We start from the raw sequence: 23,098 nt of genomic DNA on the forward strand, positions 1-23,098 counted from the left end.
AAGCCTTGGAAACGCTGCGCGTTCAAGAAATAAGCGAGCGTGAGCTGCGCGCGTTCGCGCTGGGGGCGGTCCTGTTCCGGATGAACGGACTGCTTGAAGAAACCGGCTTCTCCTGGCCGGCCGCAAGGCGCGACGAACTGCGCCGCCTGCTCGAGCACACCTGGGCGGTCACGGACGAAGAATCGCTGGAGCGTCACCTGAACTGGCTGTGGGAAGAAGGCGCGCAGGCATCGTTTCGCAAAACGGAAGCTTTTCTGAACACGCTGTCCTTCCGCGACCAGCAGAACTATTTCGACCGGCTGGGCAGCGATATCGCGCTGTTCAACCACGCCCGGCTGGTGCAGATGTACAGCGGGAAGCTGCCTCCCGCGGGCATCGCGGCCTGGGATCTGGGCCAGTACGTTTTTATCTGCCGCACGGGGCTGTCCGCCGGCTGGCTGGAAGCGGAACGGGCCAAGCAGCTGGCGCTCGATGCCGCTTTGAGGGCGCAGGAGCTGTACGGAAGCTGGACCGAATATGCGGTCGCTTACCTGGCCGGCCGCCAGGTCTGGACCAACCAGCCTTCCGCCGAAGCGGCCAAAGCTCAGATCGACTGCGTGTCGCGCCTCTTGACCGAACCCCGCAGCCTGTGGCGGCGTTTGGACTGGGACATGCCGCTTGATGAAACTGCCGATTGAATCGGCGGTTTTCGGCGTATCGGGAACCCGGCTCTCCAGACGGAGAGCCGGGTTCCTTTGGTTGCGATAAACGTAAATAACTGCGCTCATACAATTATTTTCGCTCTATTCAAGCTTTTTGATGAAATAAATACATATATACATCTAAATGATCGCGTTTCCGTCTAATCTCTCTTTTTTTCGCCGAATAACTGCCTCTACGCACTTATTTGCGATTCAAGCGGAGAATGAGAAAAAATAACTGCGCTGACGCTGTTATTTCCAAAATGAAGACAAAGCCTGATTTGCTAAAAAACAATGAGCGAAAGCGTACACATCCTAACCCAGCGGAACAATCGGAATAAAGACTTGACGTCGGGTTTTAACTATTATATATTATATTACGAAAAGTTATTAAAATACTTTCGTGATCCGGCGAGGAGGAGTTTTAAAGTGGCAAAAGAATTTTTCGAAGCACTCAAATCCAGACGTTCCATCTACGGGATTGATAAAAACACATCCGTGGACGAAGCAAAAATCCAGGAAATCGTAGAAGAAGCCGTCAAATACACGCCGACTTCGTTTAACTCCCAGACTTCGCGCGCCGTTATCCTGTTTGGCGAACAGCACGACAAACTGTGGGACATCACGCTGGACGAACTGAAAAAAGTAGCCGTCTCCGACGAAGCTTTCGAAGCGACGACCGGCAAGATCAATTCGTTCAAAAGCGGATACGGAACGATTCTGTTCTTCGAAGACCAGGAAATCGTCCAAAACCTGCAAAACCAATTCGCTCTTTATGCCGACAACTTCCCGATCTGGGCCGACCAGTCCTCGGGCATGCTTCAGCTGGTAGTCTGGACCGCTTTGTCCTCCGAAGGCCTCGGCGCTTCGCTCCAGCACTACAACCCTTTGATCGACGCCGGCGTTCAAGCGGCCTGGAACATCCCTTCCACCTGGAAACTGAGAGCCCAACTTCCTTTCGGTCAACCGACCGTAGAAGCCGGAGAGAAAGCTTTCCAACCGTTAGAAGAACGGGTTAAAGTTTTTAAGTGAGACTTTTGCAAAAATCCATACAGCGACTTCCAATAAACAAACAAAGAAGCGGGACGATTTAACCCGCTTCTTTTTTGCACCCATGGAGCGATTTCAATCAGGTTTTACAAAATACTGGAGGATAAAGTTTTTATAAAACTTCCCCGAGAACGATTCCTCGCGCCCTGTTTCACTTCCGCCAAAACGTCCCGCACTCCGCCTTATCCTCGATATTAAACGCGATAATCCGCTCCAACAGCCCGTAATCCACGGGACGATCCCAGCGCATGCGGATCATCTGATCCGTGTGTTCGTACCCCGCTTTTACAATTTCGTCCGCAAACTTCGCGACTCCGGCTTTCTCCGGCGCGACCGCCAGATGCTTTTTCGCGACGCTGAAGCCGATGATAAACGTCTCGTGATCGGTAAACATCGGCTGGTTCCAGGCAATCTTCGGAACCAGGCCGGGAAAAGTCCGCTGCACCCAGTTCAAGACTTCTTCGGTTTGGTCGCGCTGCGGCGGGTCGTCGATCTTTGCCAGATAATCCGCAAAAACCTCCATATGTGTTCCTCCTCGAATACGACGGGGAAAGCCGTCTTTTTTGGCCGACACGGTTACAGCCCAAGTGTAGCAGAACGTATGATCGTTTTATACCTTTTTTTGCTTCAACCGATGCTTCGTTCCAAATAACGCTCGAATTCCGCGACGGTAACGAACAGTTCGTCCGGTTCCAGCGGCCGCAGCAGCTCCGGCTCGGCCGTTTCCGCCCAGGCCGCCGAGATAACGGGTACGCCGGCCGCGCGCGAAGCTTCGATATCGCTCGGCGCGTCGCCCACGTATATGCACTCGGCGGGCGTCAGCCCGAGACGTTCCAGCACCGCGCGGATGCCTTCGGTTTTTCTCGGCCCGCGCGGCGAACCGGTCTCGACCGCTTCGAAATAACCGTCCAGACCGAACAGTTCCAGTGTGATCGCGGTGCTGCGTTCGCCTTTGCCGGTGACCAGCGCGAGCCGCACGTTTTGTTCCCTCAGCCTGTCCAGCAGCTCCCGCATCCCTTCGAACGGGGCGCCGCACATACCGTGCAGCTCGCGGTAATGCAGCAGATAGTCTTCGATGCCCCGGTCGTAATGCTGCGGAATGAGCGCCTGCACGGTTCCTTCTTCCGAAGGGCCGAAAGTAGCGACGATCTCGCGGTCGCTCAGCGAGCGTCCGGCCAGCGGTTCGATCGCTTTCTTGAAAGCGGCGATGCAAAGAGGCAGCGTATTGCCGAGCGTTCCGTCCAGGTCGAAAATGATACATTTCATAGCGGGTCCAGCTCCTTTTGTTCAAATAAGATCCGATCTTCGTTATGATAAGTAAATAATGGACAAGCCTTATCCGGTGCGGTGGGTCGGGCTGCGGCGGCCGTCGCGCGTTTCGCAGGGCTTGCAGAACCACTGTAGAAGATGAAAAGCATTTCATGTCAAGCCGCAAACTCAAAGTTCCGGCGAGAAAATGAAAAAAGCCGATCGAAAGGAGCGCGCAAGCATGGCGAATATCAAAGACATCGCTCGGATCGCCGGGGTCTCGATCACGACCGTTTCCAGGGTCATCAACGGGCATCCGTATGTAAGCGAAAGCAAGCGGGAAGCGGTGCTGCGTGCCATGAAAGAAGCCGATTACGAGCGGAATATCAACGCGGTTCATCTGATTAAAGGCCGCACGGGGCTGATCGGGATTATGGTGCCTTCGATCAAACGGCCTTATTTTGCGCTGGTGGTCGAAGGGATCGCCGAAGAAGCGCTGCGCCGCGGCTATAAGCTGGTACTGATCCAGACGGATTACGAGGAAGAGCGGGAGCTGGAGGCGCTGCGCATGCTGAAGCACAAGCAGATCGACGGCCTGATCGTCTGTTCGAAGACCAGCGGCTGGAGCGCGTTCGAGACGTATCTGGAATACGGACCGATCGTCGCGTTCGAGGATGCCCGGGGAAGCCGGGTGCCGTCGATCTTTATCGACCATTACCGGGCGTTCACCGAAGCGCTGGACTATCTGTGGGACAAAGGACATCGCCGGATCGGCTTCTGCCTGGCGCGCCGCTCCGGGACGAGCAGCCGGCAGCGGATCGAAGCTTATCGGGACTTTTTAATCCGAAAAAGACGCCCGTTCGAAGAAAGCTGCGTGTTCGACGATACGATCCATGTCGAGGACGGAGGGCCGGTCGTGGAGCGCCTGCTGGATATGCAGCATCCGCCGACCGCGCTGCTCGTCACGAGCGACCAGGTCGCCGCGGGCATCCTGGCCCGCTGCCGCGAGCTGGAGCTGGAAGTGCCGCGGCGCCTGGCGCTGGTCGCGTTCGACGACCAGCCGCTGGCGCGGGTGCTGGGCATTACGACTTTTGCGATTCCGCTGCAGGAGATCGGGGCGAAGCTGTTCCGGCAAGTGCTGGAAGGCGGGGCGGGACATACCGAAATCCCCGTGCGGATGATCGAGCGGGGAACGGTATAACCTTTTTGAAAAAAGAAATGCGACCGCGCGTCAAACAACCGGGGAAGGGGCCAGCGGAAGCGTGAACGTAAAGACGGTGGTTTCGCTCGGCACGCTGGACACCCGGATGACGCCGCCGTGATTCTCGATCGTTTTCTTGCAAAGCGCGAGCCCGAGTCCCGCGCCGCCGTGATGCCGGGAACGCGATTTCTCCGCCCGGTAGAAGAAGTCGAAGACATAAGGCAGATCTTCCTGCGCGATGCCTGTGCCGTTGTCGGCCACGGATACGGCCAGCCGTTCGCCGTCCGCATGGGCTTCCACCCGGATGCGGCCGGAATCGCGCTCCCGCGTATGCCGTCTGGCGTTGTCGATCAGATTGTGCAGCACCCGGGCGATCTGCTCCGCGTCGACTTCCAGGTTCACGGCCGGAAAAGGCTTGACCGAGCTCAGCGCGACGGGGCCGTCGGCAAATTCCATTTCCAGCGGAGTCAGGATCGTTTCCAGCAGTTCCCGCGAATCCAGGAGAACGCGCCGCTCCGGCCTATCATCCAGCTCAAGCTGCGAATACTGAAACAAGTTTTCGATCAGGAGGTCGAGGCTTTCCGTTTTGACGCGGATTACGTTCAGATACCGGGCGGTCCTCTCTTCGTCGCGAACGACGCCGTCGCAAAGCGCTTCTACGTAGCCTTTGATCGAAGACAGGGGAGTTCGCAGATCGTGGGAGATGCTGGCGATCAGCTCTTTGCGTGAGCGTTCCAGCGCCTGCTGCGCTTCGAGCGATTCCTGGAGGCGAAGCCGCATCGCTTCGAACGCGGCGCGGAAATCGTCCATCTCGCCGCCGCCGCGAACCGCAATCTCGTAATCGAAACGTCCTTCCTCCATGGCGTTCGCCGCGCGCTTCAGCTCCCGCAGCGGCCTCAGCACATTCGACGAAACGACCGAGACAAGCACCGCGCCGCACAGCGCAAACGGAATCAGCAGCGCCGCGGCCAGACTGAGCGAAGCGCCCGGCTTCAGCTCTTCCGCCGTTTCCAGCCCGACGCCCGCGACCGAACCGACGGACAGCGGAAGCACGAGCGCGGCCAGCAGCGCCAGCAGTACTTTTGCGCGAATCCCCAGTCTCCGTTTATTCATAAGCCGGTCCTCCGAACTTGTAGCCTACTCCCCATATCGTGCGGATACAGCGGGGGCCGGCGCAGTCGCGTTCGATCTTCTGCCTGATCCTTTGAATATGAATCGTCACCGTATTCAAGTCGCCGTATTCGTTCACGCCCCAGACCCGATCGTAAATCTGCTGCCGGCTCAGCACCTGGTTGGGGTGCAGCGCGAGTAGGCGCAGTACTTCGAATTCTTTTGCCGTCAGCGGAACAGCCGTTTCTCCGACCCGGACGGCGTAAGCCTGCGGTTCGATCTCCAGCTCGCCGAACGTCAGGACGTCCCGTTCGGCGGAAAGCGAGGAGAGCGGACCGAACCGCCTTAGCTGGGCTTTGACCCTCGCCACCACTTCTTTGGGGCTAAACGGTTTGACCACATAATCGTCCGCGCCCAGCCCGAGTCCGAGAATCTTGTCGGCTTCTTCTTTTCTGGCGCTCAGCATGATAACGGGAATCGCCGATTCCGCCCGGATTCTGCGGCACAGTTCAAGACCGTCGATGCCCGGCAGCATCACGTCCAGCACCGCAAGGTGCGGACGGAACGCGCCGAACCGCCGCCAGGCTTCGCCGCCGTCGGCGCAGATCGCCACCTCGTAATGTTCTTCCTCCAGATAGTCGCGAATCAGCTCCGCGATCTCGCGTTCGTCGTCCACGACCAGAATTCGATTCGCCTGCATGGCCGGTTCCTCCCTGTGGATTGATCATGATCGATTTCGCTTTGTCGTCTATCCACCAGCATAACACAGCGGCGAATCGCGCACGGACTTCGCGCCCCGGCAGCGTCACGATCCATACAGCAGAGACGGAATCAGACCGTTCAAATTATTGAATACGTGAAAAATGATCGGCAGCAGCAGATTCTGGCCGGAAACGATATACAGCGTCCCGAGCACAAGCCCGGTCGCCAGATAAGGCACGATATTCGCCAGGTCCGGCAGGCTGTGGATATGAAGCAGTCCGAACAGAAGGCTGGAGCCCGATACGCAGGCCCAAACGGGCACCCGTTCCGACAGGCGGCCTATCAGCAGATAACGGTAAACGAATTCTTCCACGATCGGTCCCATCACGCCCAGGACGGGCAGCGTGATCCAGGGAGAGAAAGCGGCCATGGCCGCGAATACGTTGTCGTCGTTGGTACCGCTGCCGGCCAGGGGTTCAAACAGCGTGTAGACGACGATGCTGAGCAGCAAATAAGCGATATAAAACCCGATCAGCAGCAAAAACTGGCGAATCGGACGGCTGCGCAGCAGAAGGGCGCTTTGGACCAGCGTTTCGCGAAACAGCACCGCGCCGGCGGCGAACAAAAGAGCGTAAGCGGCAAACCGGATTTCATTCGGCGTGCGAAAAGGCAGCAGAGTGTGCAGTTTGCCCATGAATACGAACGCCGCGTAGACAAGCAGGTAGACGGCGGCTTTGAGAGAGACTTTTTCAGACATAAAACAGACCTCCGATCGGGATTATTCCGGCGCCATTGAGCGCTTTCCGCTTTATTATCCGCATCGGAAATAAACCGGTCGTAGCGGATTTATTAACAATCCATAAACGAATCCCGATGCCCGTTTCGGACAGGATTCCGCTTTCAAAAAAGTCGATTTTGTAAGAACTTTTTTATCCATTCGACACCCTTTACTTGAGACCAGCTCCTATAATGAAACTATCAAGGAAATTTGCAAAAACGGTTTGTGCAAGCTAACTTCGGGTTAATAACTCCTATGAACGCAGCATACACAGAGATCTCTGGAAGGGGAGAACAACAATGAAAAAAACAACATTCGGTATGATCGGCACAGGGCTGCTGGCATTCATGATCGGTTTCGGGTACTTCCCCGTCTCCAATATTATCACCCCGGCTTCGGCCGCTCCTGCGGAGCAAGCCGCTCCGGCGGAACAGACGACGGGAACAAGCGACGAGAATTCTACGGCAAGCACATACACGGTATTTATCAACGCGGTTGAAAAAGACGCAGGCGGCAACATCAAAGTCGACACCGACAAGATCGGCTGGTACACCGGCGCGGCTGCGGACAAGCTCTTCCTGGAAGAGAACCCGGACGCGGTCGAGGAACTGGGCGGAGCGCCGGACGGCTACTACATCGTCAACAACGATACGACCGAAGTGACGCTGCCGGTTGCGGCAAACGCCGAAGTGCTGATGCAGATCTACGATCACACCGGCAACTATGAAGACATGGAGATCAACTGGAACGAATCGATCGGTCTCGCCAAGTTCAATGCTCAATACAACAACCCGCTGGGACTGCTCGACCTGAGTGCTTACCCTTATCACATCACCGTCAAAGACGGCGAAATCGTCAAGATCGTGCAGCAGTACCTGCCGTAATCGACAGACGGACGCCGCAGCGCATATAAGACAGAGACAGCGAAGCTTCGGAAGGATATTCCTTTCGAAGCTTTTCTTTTTTGCCGCGGATTAAACGCTTACAATTGTGGTTATATAAAATTGGGATTTACATCGTATGAAAATTCTTATATATTGAGTGCTATAAGATTTCAACTTGGCTAAAAAATGGTTATTTTAATGAGGTACGACATCAGAAGCAGTAAGGTTGGAGACGGAGGAGGACATTTATGTCGTCGAAAGCAAAGATTGCAGGCTGCGCGCTGCTGGTTATTCTGTTCGAAGCCGCGGGAGTGCGCTCCCTGCTGTATCCCGATTACGTTCAAGGCGTCCTGTACGCCGGAACGGGGATCGTTCTGGCCTCCTCGATCGTACGCGGCAGGGTCTGATTACGACGAATGCGGAGAACGGGCAGTACCGGGCTCCGCGCCAAAAAAACGCTCTTCGGCGCACCGAATTTCGGCTGCCGGGGAGCGTTTTTCGGGTTGAGCGGCAATAGACGTCATTTTGCCGATTTCGCCGTTGACATTGTGCATGAAAGCCGTTACATTGACGTTAGCCGAAACCCATTTCGAAAAAAAGGGGATGACCGTTTGATCACCATATACGATATCGCTCGGGTCACCGGGTATTCGCCCACGACCGTATCCAAAGTATTCAACAATTACAGCGATGTCAGCGCTAAGACGCGCGGGAAGATCCTGGATACCGCCAAAGAGATGGGGTATATGCCCAATTCGCACGCCCGCACGCTGATGACGAAGAAATCTTGGACGATCGGCATCCTGTTCAACGAATCGTCAGGCGTCGGCATCCGGCACCCGTTCTTCGGCGGCGTGCTCGACAGCGTCAAGAAAACGGCGGAAGCCGAAGGCTACGACCTGATGTTTATTTCGGACAATATCGGGGGCAAAACGGCCAGCTATCTGGAGCACTGCCGCTTCCGCAGCGTGGACGGAGTGATCGTCATGCTGGCGGACCGCGGCGACGAAGGCTTGCAGAACCTGCTAAAAAGCGATATCCCGTGCGTGCTGCTGGATTTCGACGACGAACGTCCGGGCTGCGTTTCTTCCGACAGCATCGACGGCTGCTATCTGGCGCTCAAGCACCTGCACGATCTGGGACACCGCCGCATCGCGCATATTTCCGGCGGAGGCGATACCTTCGTCGGCCAGCAGCGTCGTCTGGGTTACGAGCAGGGCCTTCGGCGGCTCGGGCTGGCCGCGGACGAGCGCCTGATCGTGCCCGGCGGTCCGTTCTTCTCGGTGGAAGGCGGACGGCAGGCGATGCTTGAACTGCTCGATCTGCCGCAGCCGCCGACCGCGGTGCTGGCCGCGGGCGACAATCTGGCGCTGGGCGCGATCCGCGCGCTGGAAGAGCGCAATCTGGAAGCGCCGCGCGATATGTCCATCGTCGGCTTCGACGATATCGAAGCGGCTTCGCTCGTCCGTCCGGCGCTGACCACGATTCGCCAGGATGTGGGACATATGGGCGCTCGAGCGGCGCGCATGCTGATCGGCGCGATCGAAAGCGAAGATATGCCGCCCGCGGCGGTGCTGCCTGTCGAACTGATTGTACGGGAGTCCTGCCGGCGGCTTTGAACGCGCCGGCACCGGTCGTCCGGCAGGACAGCCGGACTAAAGATGAAGGCGCTTACTTCGTGTGCGGATCGCACTTGAAAGTAAGTTTGCGTTCGAATCGAACTTTTCACGCTCCGAAAAAGGTTCGCATGCTCCAGCCGCGGATCTAACCGCATCGGCGTACTCGGCTGCGAATGCAGCCGAGCGGACGCGCGGCGGTATTTACGAAATAGATTTCGATCAATGTTCGATAAAGAAAGAGAGGCGCAAATCCATGTCCGATTACCGTTACGAAGACCCGTATTTCGTGATCGACCGGTTCGATCAAGCCAAGACTTTTTCCAGCTTTCTGCCCGGCCTCGCCGGAATCAAAGGCATCCCGCTGTGGACGTTCTACGTCAACCGCGGCCAGGCGATCGCAAGCTTCGGCGTGCGCGACAAGAACTCGCCGATCCTGGAGTTCTCGCCCGCCAATATCGGTTACAAAACGACCGATCGGGGCGGCTTCCGCACTTTCCTCAGGCTGAACGGCAGCCGCGACATTTACGAGCCGTTCCGTTCGGGCCCCGCCGATCCGGCCATCCGCCGCACCATGCGCATCGGACGCAACGAGCTGCGGATCGAGGAGATCCACGATACGCTCAAACTGAAAACGGAGGTCGTGTATTTCAACGTGCCAAACGACGACTTCGCCGCGCTGGCGCGCCGCGTTACACTGACCAATCTGTCCGAAGACGCGGCGCTCGAGCTGGAAATGGTCGACGGGCTGCCGGAAATCCTGCCTTACGGCGTCAGCAGCGAAGGCTACAAAGCGATGGGCAACCTGCTGCGCAGCTGGATGGAAGTGTACAACCGCGAGCACGGCGTTCCGTTCTACAGGGTGCGCTCCAGCACCGGAGACGAAGCCGAAGTCAGCGAAGTCACGAGCGGACACTTTTATCTCGCGTTCGGGGACGACGGGCGCAAGATTGCGCCGATCGTCGATTTCGAGCTGCTGTTCGGACCCGATACGTCGCTGTCGCACCCGACCGGCTTTGCCGAAAGCTCCGCCGAAGAGCTGGCCGCCCGGCCGCAGATTACGGCCAACAAAGTGCCGTGCGGCTTTGCGGGGCGTTCCGGGCGGCTGGAAGCGGGCGCGAGCCTGAACCTGCATACGCTGGTCGGGCACGCCGGTTCGGTCGAATCGATCAACGGCAAATCCGGGCGGATCGCTTCCCCGGTTTATTTCGAACAAAAAAGAATCGAAGCGTCCGAGCTGACCGACCGGCTGACCGACGATATCGCGACAAGCACTTCGTCCGCGCTGTTCGACGCCTACTGCCGCCAGAGTTACCTGGACAACTTTCTGCGCGGCGGCTATCCGCTGCTGCTGGGCAAAGGCGAAGAAGCGAAAGTGTATCATCTTTTTTCGCGCAAACACGGCGATCCCGAGCGCGATTACAACTTTTTTACGATCGAGCCGGAATATTACTCGCAGGGCAACGGCAACTTCCGCGACATGAACCAGAACCGGCGCAGCGACGTCTTTTTCCATCCGGATGCCGGCGCGTTCAATGTCTATATGTTTTTCAGTCTGATGCAGGCCGACGGCTACAATCCGCTTCAGGTCAAAGGCAGCACGTTCCGCGTGCCGGAAGAACGGCTGGAGCGGCTGAAATCCTGGCTGGAGCCGACGGTCGGCGGATACGCGGGAAATCTGGCGAAGATGTGCCTGCAGCCGTTTACGCCGGGGAAGATCGTGCGCGCCCTGGAAGAAAACGGAGTCGAACCGCCGATCCCGGAACATGAATTTCTGGAGCGCCTGCTGAGTTTTGCGGACCAGCAGATCGAAGCGAACTTCGGCGAAGGATATTGGATCGACCACTGGACGTACAATATGGATCTGGTGGACAGCTACGAAGCGGTGTTCCCGGATCGGATCGAGCGTCTGCTGTTCGAACCGGACACCTGCACGTTTTTCGACGGACCGGTCCGCGTTCTGCCGCGCCGGGAGAAAACGGTGCTGAGCGGCGGCGAAGTGCGGCAGTACGGCGCGACGGCCCATGACGAGGAAAAACTGCGCCGCCTCGGCCGCAAACCGGAAGACACCGCCTGGCTGCGGACGGAGCGGGGGGAAGGGCGCATTTACCGGACGAATCTGTTCGTCAAACTGCTCAGTTTGTCGCTTAATAAAATGTCGCTGCTCGATCCGTACGGAATGGGCATCGAGATGGAAGCGGACAAACCGGGCTGGAACGACGCGATGAACGGCCTGCCGGGATTGTTCGGGTCGGGCATGGGCGAAACGTTCGAACTGCGGCGGATCGTGGAATTCGTGGCGCGGACGCTGGAAAGCCTGCGCGAACGCGAAGAACCGGCGGGACGCACGGCGAAGCTGCCGGCGGAAATGACGCGTCTGCTGCGCAGCGTGCGCGCGGCGCTTACGGAGCAGGAGGAAGGGGGGCTCGGAGACTTTGCCTGCTGGGATCTTCTTGCTGCGGCGCGCGAAGCGTACCGGGAAGAAATCCGCTTCGGCATCGACGGGGCGGAAGAAGAGGTGCCGCTCGAAGAGCTGCTGGACGCTTACCGCGCATTTCTGCGCAAGCTGGACCGCGGCGAAGCGCGGGCGACCGAGCTCGGGGGCGGACTGGTGCCGACGTATTTCCGGTTCGAAGCCGAGAGCCACGAGCCGCAGACCAACGCGCAGGGCGATCCGGTTATCGGAAGCTACGGACTGCCGCTTGCCGTGGTGACGTCGCTGCGCGCCGAACCGCTGCCGGCGTTTCTGGAAGGCCCGATGCACGCGCTCAAAACGGCCGGCGATCAAGAGCATGCGCGGGAGCTGCATCGCAGGGTGCGCGAAAGCGGACTGTACGACGAAAAGCTGCGCATGTACAAAACGTCGGTTAGCCTGGAAGGGCAGGGGCACGAGATCGGCCGTATCCGGGCATTTACGCCGGGCTGGCTGGAGCGGGAATCCATCTTCCTGCATATGTCTTACAAGTATCTGCTGGAGCTGCTGAAAAGCGGGCTGCACGACGAGTTCTACGCCGAATTCAAAGACACGCTGGTTCCGTTCCGCGATCCGGCGGCATACGGGCGCAGCACGCTGGAAAATTCTTCGTTTATCGCCAGTTCGGTCAATCCGGACCCGTCGGTGCACGGGCGAGGCTATGTGGCGCGGCTGAGCGGCTCGACGGCGGAATTCCTCAGCATCTGGCGCACGATGATGACCGGCACGCGGCCGTTCCGGCTGGACGGCGAAGGCCGGCTGGTCTTCAAGCCGGAGCCGGTGCTGCCGGACTGGCTGTTCGACGCGGAAGGACGGCTGTCGTTCCGGTTCCTGGGGACTTCGACCGTGACCTACCGCGGCGAACGGCGGGGGAATACGTACGGCGAGAACGCGCTGAGCGTACGGACGTTTATTCTGACGGACGAGAGCGGCGGCGTAAGCGTGGTCGAAGGCGGCGAACTGACCGGCGAAGCGGCGCTTGCCGTGCGGGAAGGCCGGTATCCGCAGATCGGGATCGTATTGGGATAACGGAGCCGGAGCGGGATTCGAACAAGATTTCAAACGAGACTTCAAATAAAAGGAGTTATGGATATGCCGGAGCAAACCGATGCCAACCGAAACGAATACAAAGAAAGCGGCAGCCCAAGCGGCGGAGGGAACGCGCGCGCCGACAAATGGTCTTTTGTCGGCGAAGAAGGGGATTTCACGCTGAAGCATCCCCAGTTCAGCAGCTTCCTGTACTTTCCGCTCGTAAACGAAGCAGGCATGATGTCTTCGATCACGCCGACTCTGCACGGCGATATCAAGACGGGGCACAATACGTTCCTGACCGAACCCGTTTCAGCCGAAACGCTGCACAATTCGCGCGCCGCGCGCAATTTCTGGATCTACGCCGACGGCGACGGCGCCTGGTCGTGCGGCGGAAGCTCGGCCCGGCAGCAGGCCGCGAGGTTCGGCGGGCCGGGCTCCGCCGAAGCCGATGCCGCGGACGAAACCGGGGCGGAAGGCGGCGAGCAGGCGGTGCTGGAAGCCGGTTTGCTCTGGCATAAGGTGACGCGCGAGCATCCGTCGCTGCCGCTGCGCGCGGAGACGGTAAACTTCGTGCCGGCCGGAGCGGACCGGATCGAGCTGATGAAGATTACGCTGACCCACACGGGCGGCGCCGGTTCGGCTCCGATCTCGCTTGTCCCGACGGCGGCGATTCCGCTGTACGCCCGTTCCGCGGACGATCTGCGCGATCATCGGCATGTCACGTCGCTGCTGCACCGGATCTATACGGCGCCTTCCGGCGTCGAAGTCCAGCCGACGCTGTCGTTCGACGAACGCGGACACCGGATGAATACGGCGACCTACTCCGTCTTCGGCGCGGAAGGAAACGGGACGCTTCCTGTCGGCTTTTTCCCTTCGGCCGAATCGTTTGTCGGCGAAGGCGGCGCGTACGACTGGCCGGAAGCGGTCGCTTCCAACCTGCCGCCGGTCTGCGGGCCTGGCGAGCGGATCGACGGTCTGGAAGCGGTCGGCGCCCTCCGGTTCGAGCGTGCGGAGCTGCGGCCGGGCGAATCCCGTTCTTATGTGCTGGCGATGCTCGTGTCGGACGACCGGCCGGACGAAGCCGCTCTGCGCCGGGAATACCTGACGGAAGATAATTTCGATCGGCTGCTTGCGGAGTGCAAAGACTTCTGGCGGGACAAAGTGGGGACGGTCGGTTTCCGTTCCGGCGACCGGGAATTCGATCTGTGGATGAAATGGGTCACGCTCCAGCCGGTGCTGCGCCGTCTGTACGGCAACTCGTTTATGCCGCATCACGACTACGGCCGCGGAGGACGGGGCTGGCGCGATCTGTGGCAGGACTGCCTGGCGCTGATGGTCATGGAACCGGACGAAGTGCGCGAGCTGCTGCTGAACAATTTCGCCGGCGTGCGGATCGACGGCAGCAACGCGACGATTATCGGACGCCTGCCGGGCGAGTTCGTCGCGGACCGCAACAATATTCCGCGCGTCTGGATGGACCACGGCGCTTGGCCGCTGCTGACGGTCATGCTGTATATCCATCAGAGCGGCGACCTGGATTTCCTGCTGCAGGAGCAGACGTACTTCCGGGACGCTTTCACCCACCGCTGCAAGCGGCGCGACGAAGCGTGGACGCCGGAAGACGGCAGCCTGCTGAAAGCGGCGGACGGCTCCGTTTACCGCGGAAGCGTGCTGGAGCATATCCTGCTCCAGCATCTGACGCCGTTCTACTCGGCCGGCGAGCACAATATGATGCGGCTCGAAGGCGCCGACTGGAACGACGGCCTGGATATGGCGGCCGAGCGCGGCGAAAGCGTGGCGTTTACCGCGTTCTATGCGGGTAATATGCGGACGCTCGCCGATGTGCTGCGGAAGCTGGAAAAGCGGACGGAAAGCGGCACGATCGAGCTGGCCGAAGAAATGCTGGAGCTGCTGGACCGGCCGGGCGCAGAAGGCGGCGAAGCGCCGGCGGACGGCTCGCTCTACGATTCGATCGACGGCAAGCACGCGATCCTGGACCGCTATCTCGAACGGGTGGCGGGCGGGGTAAGCGGCAGGCTCGCCACGGTGCGGTTGAGCGCGCTTGCGGCCGATCTGGAGCGCAAAGCGGAATGGACCGAGCGCCGGATTCGCGAACAGGAATGGATCTCGTCCGAGAGCGGAAACGGCTGGTTCAACGGTTATTACGACAACGACGGACAGCCGGTCGAAGGCGACCGGGAAGGCGGCATCCATATGACGCTGACCGGCCAGGTATTCCCGGTTATGAGCGGCGTCGCGACGCCGGAGCAGGTTCGTTCGGTCATCGAAGCCGCCGACCGGCATCTGCTCGATCCCGGCATCGGCTACCGGCTCAATACGGACTTCGGCGGCATCCGGCAGAATCTGGGCCGCGCGTTCGGCTTCGCGTTCGGGCACAAAGAAAACGGCGCGATGTTCAGCCATATGACGGTTATGTACGCGAATGCGCTGTACAAGCGCGGCTTCGCGCGCGAAGGACACGCCGTGCTGGATTCCGTATACAGGCTCAGTTCGGACTTCGAACGCAGCCGGATCTATCCGGGCATCCCGGAGTACATCAACGCCCGGGGCAGAGGCATGTACCATTATCTGACCGGCTCGGCGAGCTGGATGCTGCTTACGGTGCTGATGGAAGCGTACGGCGTCCGCGGGAACTTCGGCGATCTGCTGCTCGCGCCGAGACTGCCGGCCGGGCAGTACGGCGTCGAAGGACGAGTCTCCGTGCGCACGCGCTTCGCCGACCGCGATCTGCAGATCGTGTATCTCAATCCGGCCGGACGCGAGTACGATGAATTCTCCGTTGCGGCCTGCCGGCTGAACGGCGTCGAAGTGCCGTACGAATCCGCCGGAGAAGCCGGGGCCGGGTGCCTGCTGAAAAAAGACGTGCTGACGGCCCTTCCGGCCGGCGGGGTTCATCGGCTGGAGGTTGAACTGGCGTAAGCGGCGAATGTATGTGCGGCGGCTTGAAGCGCGGTATGCCGCCGGGCTTCAAGCGGAACGGGGAAAGGACCGAACATTGAAGCATGGGGGCGTCCCGAGCGTTCGTTCACGAAGCCGACAAACCTGCCGCGGCGCGTTAAATCTTCCCGATACGGTTGTTCGTCCAAACAGCATAACAGCGAGCTTTATCGTTTCGACCGCGTTATTCTTCGATTAGAAGAATAACGCGGTTTTTCGCTGTGAAAAAAATTACACGAAACACCTTTACTTGAACGTTCGGAAAGGATAGACTATGAGGCAGATTCAATGAATCCCGGCGCGTGCGTCGGTTCCGAATCGGGGAACGGGTTTCGCTTGTTTGAGATGTTTTTCACAAATCTTCGCATCCATGGCGGAGTAAAGAAAAACGTCCGCAACCGCGGCCCGGCAGCCGAAACGGTCCCGCCGCCAGTCCCGGAAGCCCGGCGGCTTCAAGTTTGAAACCGCTGCCCGGGGCCGCGCCCAACAAGAGGAAATGGGGAGAACAAGAAATGGAAAATGCAAACGCAAGCGCACAGGTACTCAGTAAGCCCGAGCGGAGAAATCTGCTGGTCAGTGTGGGGATGAGCTGGTTGTTCGACGCCATGGACGTCGCGCTTATCTCGTTCGTCGCCGCCGCCCTGGCGGCGCAGTGGTCGCTCGGCTCGCAGCAGATCGGCGTGCTGACGGCGATCAACTCGGTCGGCATGGCGGTTGGAGCCGCATGCGCCGGCATCCTCGCGGACCGCTTCGGCCGCAAATCGGTCCTGCTCTGGACCCTGTTGATCTTCTCGCTCGCGAGCGGATTGTCCGCCGTAGCGACCGGATTCGTCATGCTCTGCATCCTGCGCTTTATCTCGGGATTCGGCCTGGGCGGCGAGCTGCCGGTCGCATCCACGCTCGTATCGGAATCGGTGCCCGCCAGCGAACGCGGACGAACCGTCGTGCTGCTGGAAAGTTTCTGGGCCGGCGGCTGGATTCTCGCCGCTTTAATCGCTTACTTTATTATTCCGCAGTTCCAGTCCGGCTGGCGCATCGCTTTTGCGCTCGGCGCGCTGCCGGCTTTATATGCTTTGTATCTGCGCCGCAAGATCGACGATTCGCCCCGGTTCGTCTCGCAGCAGCAGGTCAAGCGGGAGAAACTTACGCTCGGCCAGCGCTTCTCGCTCGTCTGGGCGAAGGAGCACCGCAAGACGTCGATCATGCTGTGGATACTCTGGTTCACGGTCGTTTTTTCCTACTACGGCATGTTCCTGTGGCTGCCGCAGGTCATGGTCTATAAAGACTACAGCCTAACGAAAAGTTTCGAGTACGTGCTGATTATGACGCTTGCGCAGCTGCCGGGCTACTTTACCGCCGCTTACTTCATCGAGAAATTCGGCCGCAAATTCGTGCTCGTCGTCTACCTGGTGCTGACCGCGGCCAGCGCGATCTGGTTCGGCATGGCCGATACGACGGGGGCGCTGATCGCGGCCGGCATCTGCCTTTCGTTCTTCAACCTCGGTGCTTGGGGCGGGCTGTACGCCTACACGCCTGAGCATTATCCGACCAAGATCCGCACCACCGGGGCCGGCCTGGCCGCTTCCTTCGGACGGATCGGCGGCATTATCGCTCCGTTCCTGGTCGGCTGGCTGATCTCGCAAAATGTCGCCATCTCGTCGATCTTCACCATGTTTTGCATCACGATCCTCGTCGGCGCGGCCGCCGTGGCTTTCCTGGGCAAAGAAACCAAGGGCACGGAACTGGAGAATTAAACAAAACGTCCCTCTGTCGCAATCGTTCGTTCCGCCCGAGTCCGGCTCCCGCCAGGGGCCGGGCTTTTTTTGCTTCTTCCAGCCCGAAGCACGGACCTGCGCCTTAGGGCGTGTCTTCAAACCTCGATGGAAGCGGATTTGAAGACACGCCCCAGTTCCGTTTTACAAAAAATGGGGTATTTTATAAACAAGAACACCTTGAAGCGGCGGAGGAGGAAATTTATGCGTATGCGATCATTCATTCTAAGAAGTCTGCGGCCCAACGTCTGGATTTCAATATTGGTTTTGTGCGCCTGCGCCGGGCTGCTGTCGGCCTGCGCCGCGAACGGGCGAACGAATGCGGAGCAGTCCCGGCAGGCGGAATCGAACAAAGAACCGGCGGCGGATTCATCCGCAAAGCCGCGGGAGCAGAAACAGGAAACCGCCGTCGTTTCGCGAGAGCTCGAACCCGCTTACGGCAGCGGCAGGGCGGCGTCCACTTTTGTCGGCGCGCACGGACAGCTGTCGGTCCAAAAAGGCAAACTGGTCGATGCGGCGGGCAAACCGGTGCAGCTTAAAGGCATCAGTTCGCACGGCCTTCAATGGTACGGACAGTACGTCAACAAGAAAAGCATGATGTGGCTGCGCGACGATTGGGGGCTGAACGTATTCCGGGTCGCCATGTATACGAACGAAGGCGGTTATATCCAGGACCCTTCCGTGAAGAAAAAAGTCAAAGAAGCCGTGGACGCCGCGGTCGAGCTGGGCATTTACGTGATCGTCGACTGGCATATCCTGTCCGACGGCGACCCGAATACGTACAAAACGCAGTCGAAAGCTTTTTTTAAAGAAATGGCAAAAGCCTATGGAAACAAGCCCAATATTATTTACGAGATCGCGAACGAGCCGAACGGCAGCGTGACCTGGAGCGGACAGATCAAGCCGTATGCCGAAGACGTGATCCAAACGATCCGCGCGGAAGATCCGGACAATCTTATCGTCGTCGGCACGGGGACCTGGAGCCAGGATATCCAGGACGCCGCCGCTTCGCCGCTCAAAGCTTCGAATGTGCTGTATGCGGTGCATTTTTACGCGGGAACGCACGGGGCATGGCTGAGAGACCGGATTGACGCGGCGCAGGCAAAAGGGCTGGCCGTCTTCGTCAGCGAATGGGGAACGAGCGACGCTTCCGGGAACGGCGGTCCGTATTTGGACAAAGCGAAAGAATGGACCGACTTTATGGACAAACGCGGCATCGGCTGGATCAACTGGTCGCTGGCCGACAAGCAGGAAGCCTCCGCCGCTTTGAAGCCGGGCGCGAGCGTGTCGGGCGGCTGGACAAAGTCGCAGCTCAGCGAATCGGGCAAATTCGTCCGCGAGCGCATGCTGAGCGGGGCGAAGTCTTCGACCGCTGTGCCGGCTTCCCCGACGCAGCCGGCGACGCCTTCGCCAAAACCGCCGGCCCCGGCGGTGCCGGGCGATCCGGCCGACTCCGGCGGATCGGGAACGAGCGGACTGACGCTGCTGTACCGCAATCTGGACGACAATCCGTCGGACAATGCACTGCGTCCCGTGTTCAATATCCGCAACGACGGCGCTTCGGCCGTCAATCTCAAGAACGTCAAGATTCGCTACTATTATACGAACGAAGGCGGCGTCAAGCAGAACTACTTCTGCGATTGGGCGCAGATCGGCGCTTCGAACGTCAAAGCCTCGTTCGGCCGCACGCTGGGCGCGCCGAAAGGCGCGGCGGACTACGTCGAACTGAGCTTTGTATCCGGCAGCGTTCCGGCGGGCGGGGAAAGCGGGGAGATCCAGTCCCGCATCCATAAAGAAGACTGGAGCAGTTACGACGAGACCGACGATTATTCGTACAAAGACGGGCAGCTCCAGTTCGGAACGTGGAGCCGCGTCGTGCTGACGGTCGGCGGCAAAGTCGTTTACGGCAAACAGCCTTAAAGCCGCCCGGATAAAGCTGACAGGCCGCGACATTTTTGCAACTGTCGGTCTGCCGCGATAAAATAGTAAAGCATGCCCGCGCAAGAGCCGGGTGAACCGATCGGCACGGCGGCGTACGGGCAGCGGGACTATTCCCGGGCCGTGCGACCGCCGCGCCTCATTTTATGCCGGGGAGTGAATGTATTGAGCGAGAAAGTGCTGACGCGGGCGGAAGTGCCCGAATCGTCCACATGGAATCTGGAACATTTGTTTTTGACGGAAGAAGATTGGGCGGCGGAGCTGGAAGCGGTGCGGCAGAGCGCCGGCGAGGTAACGAAGTTCAAAGGCCGACTGGGCGAAAGTGCCTCCGTGCTGCTGGACTGCCTGAACGCGCATGAATCCGTAATCGAACGCGCGCGCAAAGTGGGCACGTACGCGCATCTGCGCCAGACCGAAGACGGCACGAATCCCGACAACCAGGCCCGTTCGGCCAAATCCGGCGATGTGCTGACCACGCTGTCGTCCGAGTTTACGTTTATCGATTCGGAAATTCTGGAGCTGGAAGACGGCACGATCGAGCGCTATCTGCGCGAAGAACCGGAACTGGCGGTATTCGAACGCAGCTTGAAGCTGCTGCTCGGCCGCAAGCCGTACAGCCTGTCGCCGGAAACGGAAAAAGTGCTGGCTTCGCTGTCGGAAGTGCACGGTGCTCCTTATCGCGTATATCTGCGCGGCAAGCTGGCGGATATGACATTCGACGACGTAACGGTGGACGGCAGCGAATATCCGGTTTCGTTCGCGACGTACGAAACCGACTACGAAATGAATCCGGATACGGAGCTGCGCCGCAGCTCGTTCGCTTCGTTCAGCCGCGGGCTGCACGCTTACCGCAACACGTTCGCCGAAGCGTACGCTGCGGAAGTAAAGCGCCAGGTCGTCATGTCCCGGACGCGCGGCTATGAATCCGTCACGGATATGCTGCTTCAGCCGCAGCAGGTGACGCAGGAGATGTACGCGGCGATCCTCGATACAATTCAATCCGAGCTTGCGCCGCATATGCGCAAATACGCCGAATTGAAAAAGAAAGTGCTGGGGCTGGATACGCTGTATTACTGCGATCTCAAAGCGCCGCTCGATCCGGAATACAGCCCGTCCATCACTTACGAGGAAGCCTGCCGGACGATCCAGGACGCGCTCGGCGTGCTGGGCGAAGAGTACGGAGAGATCGTCGAAGCGGCGTTTACCCAGCGCTGGGTCGACCACGCGAGCAATGTCGGCAAATCGACCGGCGCTTTCTGCTCGTCGACCTACGGCTCGCATTCGTATATCCTGATGTCGTGGTCCGACAATATGCGCGGCGCGTTCACGCTGGCGCACGAAGTGGGCCATGCGGGACATCTCATGCTGGCGGCCCGCTACCAGCAGATGGTCAATTCGCGTCCTTCGATGTACTTTATCGAAGCGCCGTCGACCATGAACGAACTCCTGCTGGCCGAGCATCTGCGCTCGCAGTCGGAAGACAAACGCCTGCGCCGCTGGGTAATCATGCAGCTGCTGAACACGTACTATCACAACTTTATCACCCATCTGCTCGAAGGCGAGCTTCAGCGCCGGGTATACGACCGGGCGATGAACGACCAGGCGATCACGGCCAAGGTGCTCGGCGATCTCAAAGGCGACGTGCTGTCTTCGTTCTGGGGAGACGCGCTGGAACTGACCGAAGACGCCAAGCTGACCTGGATGCGCCAGCCCCATTACTATATGGGACTGTATCCGTATACGTATTCGGCCGGTCTTACGCTGTCCACGAACGTGATGCAGATCATTCGCGAAGAAGGCCAACCGGCGGTCGACCGCTGGCTCGAAGTGCTGAAAGCGGGCGGATCGAAGACTCCGCTCGAACTGGCGAAGATGGCCGGCGTGGACATGTCCGATCCGGCGGCGATCCGCAAAGCGGTCGAGTATGTGGGTTCGCTGGTCGGCGAATTGTGCGAGCTGTTCGAGGAAGAAGCCTGACTTTTACCCGCGCTGCGCGCTCCTGCTTTTCGCCGCGGCTTGAAAGCACGAAATACCGCAGTAAAATACCGCAGCAGAAAAGCCGCCGCGCCAACGCGCAGCGGCTTTTCTGCGTACTGCGCAGAGCACGGGGAAAGAAAAAGGCGGCTCAGAAGCGGTCGTAAGAAACGAATTGGGCGACCGGTTTGCGGTAGCCGCGCGGACGGGGTTTGGAACGGTCTTCTTTGCCGATCGTAATCAGCATGACCGGCAGCATGCCTTCCGGCGCGCCGACGGCCTCGGCGACCGCCTGCGGATCGAAGCCGATCATCGGACAGGTATCCCAGCCTTTGTCCTTGGCCAGCAGCATAAACATCATCGCCGACAGGCTGGCGTTGCGCACAGCTTCTTCGCGCTGGAACTCTGCGCCGCGGCGCTCGTAGAATTCGGTCACGTCCCGGACGGTCGTATCGAATTCGGTCCGGTCCATCATGCCCAGCGCCAGAAATCCTTCGTTCATTTCGGCAATGCGGGAGTAGGCTTTGGTATCGCCGAATACGGCGATCACGGCGGAAGCGAGCTTGATTTTATATTGGCCGCCGGACGCCTGGTAAATTTGTTCGCGCACGGATTCGTCCGTTACCGGCACGTAATGGGCGTGCTGGAGATTGAAAGCGGAAGGAGCAAGCTTGACCAGCTCGAAGATTTCGTTCAGCTCGGCCGGGGAAATCGGAGTATCGGACATAAATTTGATGGCGGAATGGCGGGATTGAACCAGGTTTGTCAGATCGGACATGGAAAGACACCTTCGTTTCTTTTGATATAAGAGTTTTTAAGTTGGAAACTTTGTATCTTTATAATAATAACTATTTAAAAGTAAGTCAATGAGTTTTAGGAAATTAAATACCTGAAGACGAACATACTGCGCTGACGAATACATGGACGGCAAAAAACGGCCGCGAGTGCTCGCGGCCGTTGTAGGTATTGCGGGTCTTGTATCGGCTTTCTTGACCGGTTCCGGTTTGCGGCTCAGCCTTTGACCAGATTGATATGCGACAGCTTGGTCGGGCTGTCGAAGATAAATTCGATATGGTAATCGCCGCGCTTGTAAGTCAGCTTGGTCTGCGTCGTTTTGCCGTTCTTGATCGTGGTCGTCGAAGTCGGCGCGTACCAGTTCTTCTTCACCATCTGCACGGTGATACCGCCGATATTCGTTTGGCGCTCCACATTTGTGCCGAAGTAGCGGATTTCTTTGAGCACATTGCCGGACGTATAAGACAGCGAATAGCCCGGGTTGCCCATATTGGCGGTGTAGCTGTCGAAGCCGGAAGCGGAAGTGCGGGCGACGTCCGGCGAACCGAAAGCGTCCATGACTTCGCTGCGGGTCGTTTGGCCGATGACGAAATCTTCGGCGCGGTCCGGGAAGTGGCCTTTGAGCGCCGGCTTGTAGAACGTGTTCAGCTTCTGCTGGGCCATCTGGCTGTCGGAAGAAGCGGCGGCCTGGGCGGCCGAAGCGCTCGGCAGCAGCGTATGGGAACCGACTCCGAGCGCGCCGAAAGCGGCGGCGCCGGTCACGGAGAATGCCAGAATCGTTTTGCGCAGTTTGTTGGAAAAGTTCATCGTTTATCTCCTCCTTAGTGTGTTGCTCTTTACATATTACCTGTTTGGCGGAGGATGAAACAGGAGCAAAATGGTTACCG

At 59.0% G+C, this 23,098-nt stretch carries 18 protein-coding genes; 11 read left to right on the forward strand and 7 right to left on the reverse strand.

Annotated features, from left to right (window positions below; translation table 11 throughout):
* The first annotated feature begins 5 nt into the window (after nucleotides 1-5).
* Both QWJ34_RS18250 and QWJ34_RS18255 read left to right on the forward strand, forming a co-directional pair.
* Entirely contained in the window at nucleotides 6-677 is a 672-nt protein-coding gene (locus QWJ34_RS18250) for a DUF1266 domain-containing protein (RefSeq protein WP_302730028.1), read from the forward strand.
* A gap of 432 nt (nucleotides 678-1,109) precedes the next feature.
* Nucleotides 1,110-1,712 carry a nitroreductase family protein gene (locus QWJ34_RS18255; RefSeq protein ID WP_302730030.1) on the forward strand — a complete coding sequence of 201 codons (603 nt, stop codon included), beginning with the start codon at nucleotides 1,110-1,112 and terminating at the stop codon, nucleotides 1,710-1,712.
* A gap of 169 nt (nucleotides 1,713-1,881) precedes the next feature.
* Here the strand turns inward: QWJ34_RS18255 and QWJ34_RS18260 are convergent, their stop codons facing one another.
* Nucleotides 1,882-2,253, reverse strand: coding sequence for an iron chaperone (locus QWJ34_RS18260; protein WP_302730031.1), 372 nt, complete (start codon nucleotides 2,251-2,253; stop codon nucleotides 1,882-1,884).
* A 104-nt stretch (nucleotides 2,254-2,357) separates the two neighbouring features.
* Complete coding sequence (locus tag QWJ34_RS18265; RefSeq protein WP_302730033.1) at nucleotides 2,358-2,996, reverse strand: HAD family hydrolase; 639 nt, start codon at nucleotides 2,994-2,996, stop codon at nucleotides 2,358-2,360.
* A 223-nt stretch (nucleotides 2,997-3,219) separates the two neighbouring features.
* On the opposite strand from QWJ34_RS18265, the gene QWJ34_RS18270 reads away from it, so the two are divergent.
* The gene (locus QWJ34_RS18270) at nucleotides 3,220-4,179 is read left to right on the forward strand and encodes a LacI family DNA-binding transcriptional regulator (protein ID WP_302730035.1); all 960 of its coding nucleotides are present in this window, start codon (nucleotides 3,220-3,222) and stop codon (nucleotides 4,177-4,179) included.
* A gap of 30 nt (nucleotides 4,180-4,209) precedes the next feature.
* Here the strand turns inward: QWJ34_RS18270 and QWJ34_RS18275 are convergent, their stop codons facing one another.
* The 3 genes from QWJ34_RS18275 to QWJ34_RS18285 all read right to left on the reverse strand — a co-directional run bounded on the left by QWJ34_RS18275 (nucleotide 4,210) and on the right by QWJ34_RS18285 (nucleotide 6,748).
* Nucleotides 4,210-5,292 (reverse strand): sensor histidine kinase, encoded by a 1,083-nt coding sequence (locus tag QWJ34_RS18275; protein ID WP_302730037.1) that lies wholly within the window; start codon nucleotides 5,290-5,292, stop codon nucleotides 4,210-4,212.
* Nucleotides 5,285-5,989, reverse strand: a complete 705-nt coding sequence (locus QWJ34_RS18280; protein WP_302730039.1) for a response regulator transcription factor — start codon at nucleotides 5,987-5,989, stop codon at nucleotides 5,285-5,287. The genes QWJ34_RS18275 and QWJ34_RS18280 overlap by 8 nt, the downstream gene beginning before the upstream one ends.
* Nucleotides 5,990-6,094: 105 nt before the next feature.
* Nucleotides 6,095-6,748, reverse strand: coding sequence for a CPBP family intramembrane glutamic endopeptidase (locus tag QWJ34_RS18285; RefSeq protein ID WP_302730041.1), 654 nt, complete (start codon nucleotides 6,746-6,748; stop codon nucleotides 6,095-6,097).
* A 320-nt stretch (nucleotides 6,749-7,068) separates the two neighbouring features.
* On the opposite strand from QWJ34_RS18285, the gene QWJ34_RS18290 reads away from it, so the two are divergent.
* From QWJ34_RS18290 to pepF, 8 genes are all read left to right on the forward strand, one after another.
* Nucleotides 7,069-7,653 carry a hypothetical protein gene (locus tag QWJ34_RS18290; protein WP_302730043.1) on the forward strand — a complete coding sequence of 195 codons (585 nt, stop codon included), beginning with the start codon at nucleotides 7,069-7,071 and terminating at the stop codon, nucleotides 7,651-7,653.
* A 248-nt stretch (nucleotides 7,654-7,901) separates the two neighbouring features.
* A complete protein-coding gene (locus QWJ34_RS18295; protein ID WP_302730045.1) occupies nucleotides 7,902-8,060 on the forward strand; it encodes a hypothetical protein in 159 nt (52 codons plus the stop codon).
* 204 nt (nucleotides 8,061-8,264) lie between these two features.
* Nucleotides 8,265-9,272 carry a LacI family DNA-binding transcriptional regulator gene (locus tag QWJ34_RS18300; RefSeq protein ID WP_302730047.1) on the forward strand — a complete coding sequence of 336 codons (1,008 nt, stop codon included), beginning with the start codon at nucleotides 8,265-8,267 and terminating at the stop codon, nucleotides 9,270-9,272.
* A gap of 253 nt (nucleotides 9,273-9,525) precedes the next feature.
* Entirely contained in the window at nucleotides 9,526-12,771 is a 3,246-nt protein-coding gene (locus tag QWJ34_RS18305) for a cellobiose phosphorylase (RefSeq protein WP_302730048.1), read from the forward strand.
* Between the two features lie 63 nt (nucleotides 12,772-12,834).
* Nucleotides 12,835-15,714 (forward strand): GH36-type glycosyl hydrolase domain-containing protein, encoded by a 2,880-nt coding sequence (locus QWJ34_RS18310; RefSeq protein ID WP_302730049.1) that lies wholly within the window; start codon nucleotides 12,835-12,837, stop codon nucleotides 15,712-15,714.
* Nucleotides 15,715-16,244: 530 nt separating this feature from the next.
* Nucleotides 16,245-17,486, forward strand: coding sequence for an MFS transporter (locus QWJ34_RS18315; RefSeq protein ID WP_302730050.1), 1,242 nt, complete (start codon nucleotides 16,245-16,247; stop codon nucleotides 17,484-17,486).
* A gap of 228 nt (nucleotides 17,487-17,714) precedes the next feature.
* A complete protein-coding gene (locus tag QWJ34_RS18320) occupies nucleotides 17,715-19,424 on the forward strand; it encodes a cellulase family glycosylhydrolase (RefSeq protein WP_302730052.1) in 1,710 nt (569 codons plus the stop codon).
* A gap of 183 nt (nucleotides 19,425-19,607) precedes the next feature.
* Nucleotides 19,608-21,419 carry an oligoendopeptidase F gene (gene pepF, locus QWJ34_RS18325; RefSeq protein ID WP_302730054.1) on the forward strand — a complete coding sequence of 604 codons (1,812 nt, stop codon included), beginning with the start codon at nucleotides 19,608-19,610 and terminating at the stop codon, nucleotides 21,417-21,419.
* A 148-nt stretch (nucleotides 21,420-21,567) separates the two neighbouring features.
* Here the strand turns inward: pepF and QWJ34_RS18330 are convergent, their stop codons facing one another.
* Complete coding sequence (locus tag QWJ34_RS18330; protein ID WP_302730056.1) at nucleotides 21,568-22,194, reverse strand: nitroreductase family protein; 627 nt, start codon at nucleotides 22,192-22,194, stop codon at nucleotides 21,568-21,570.
* Nucleotides 22,195-22,427: 233 nt separating this feature from the next.
* The gene (locus QWJ34_RS18335; protein ID WP_302730058.1) at nucleotides 22,428-23,018 is read right to left on the reverse strand and encodes a YjgB family protein; all 591 of its coding nucleotides are present in this window, start codon (nucleotides 23,016-23,018) and stop codon (nucleotides 22,428-22,430) included.
* Between the last annotated feature and the right edge of the window lie 80 nt (nucleotides 23,019-23,098).

Origin of the sequence: Saccharibacillus sp. CPCC 101409 (assembly GCF_030518235.1) — a bacterium.
Lineage (GTDB): Bacteria > Bacillota > Bacilli > Paenibacillales > Paenibacillaceae > Saccharibacillus.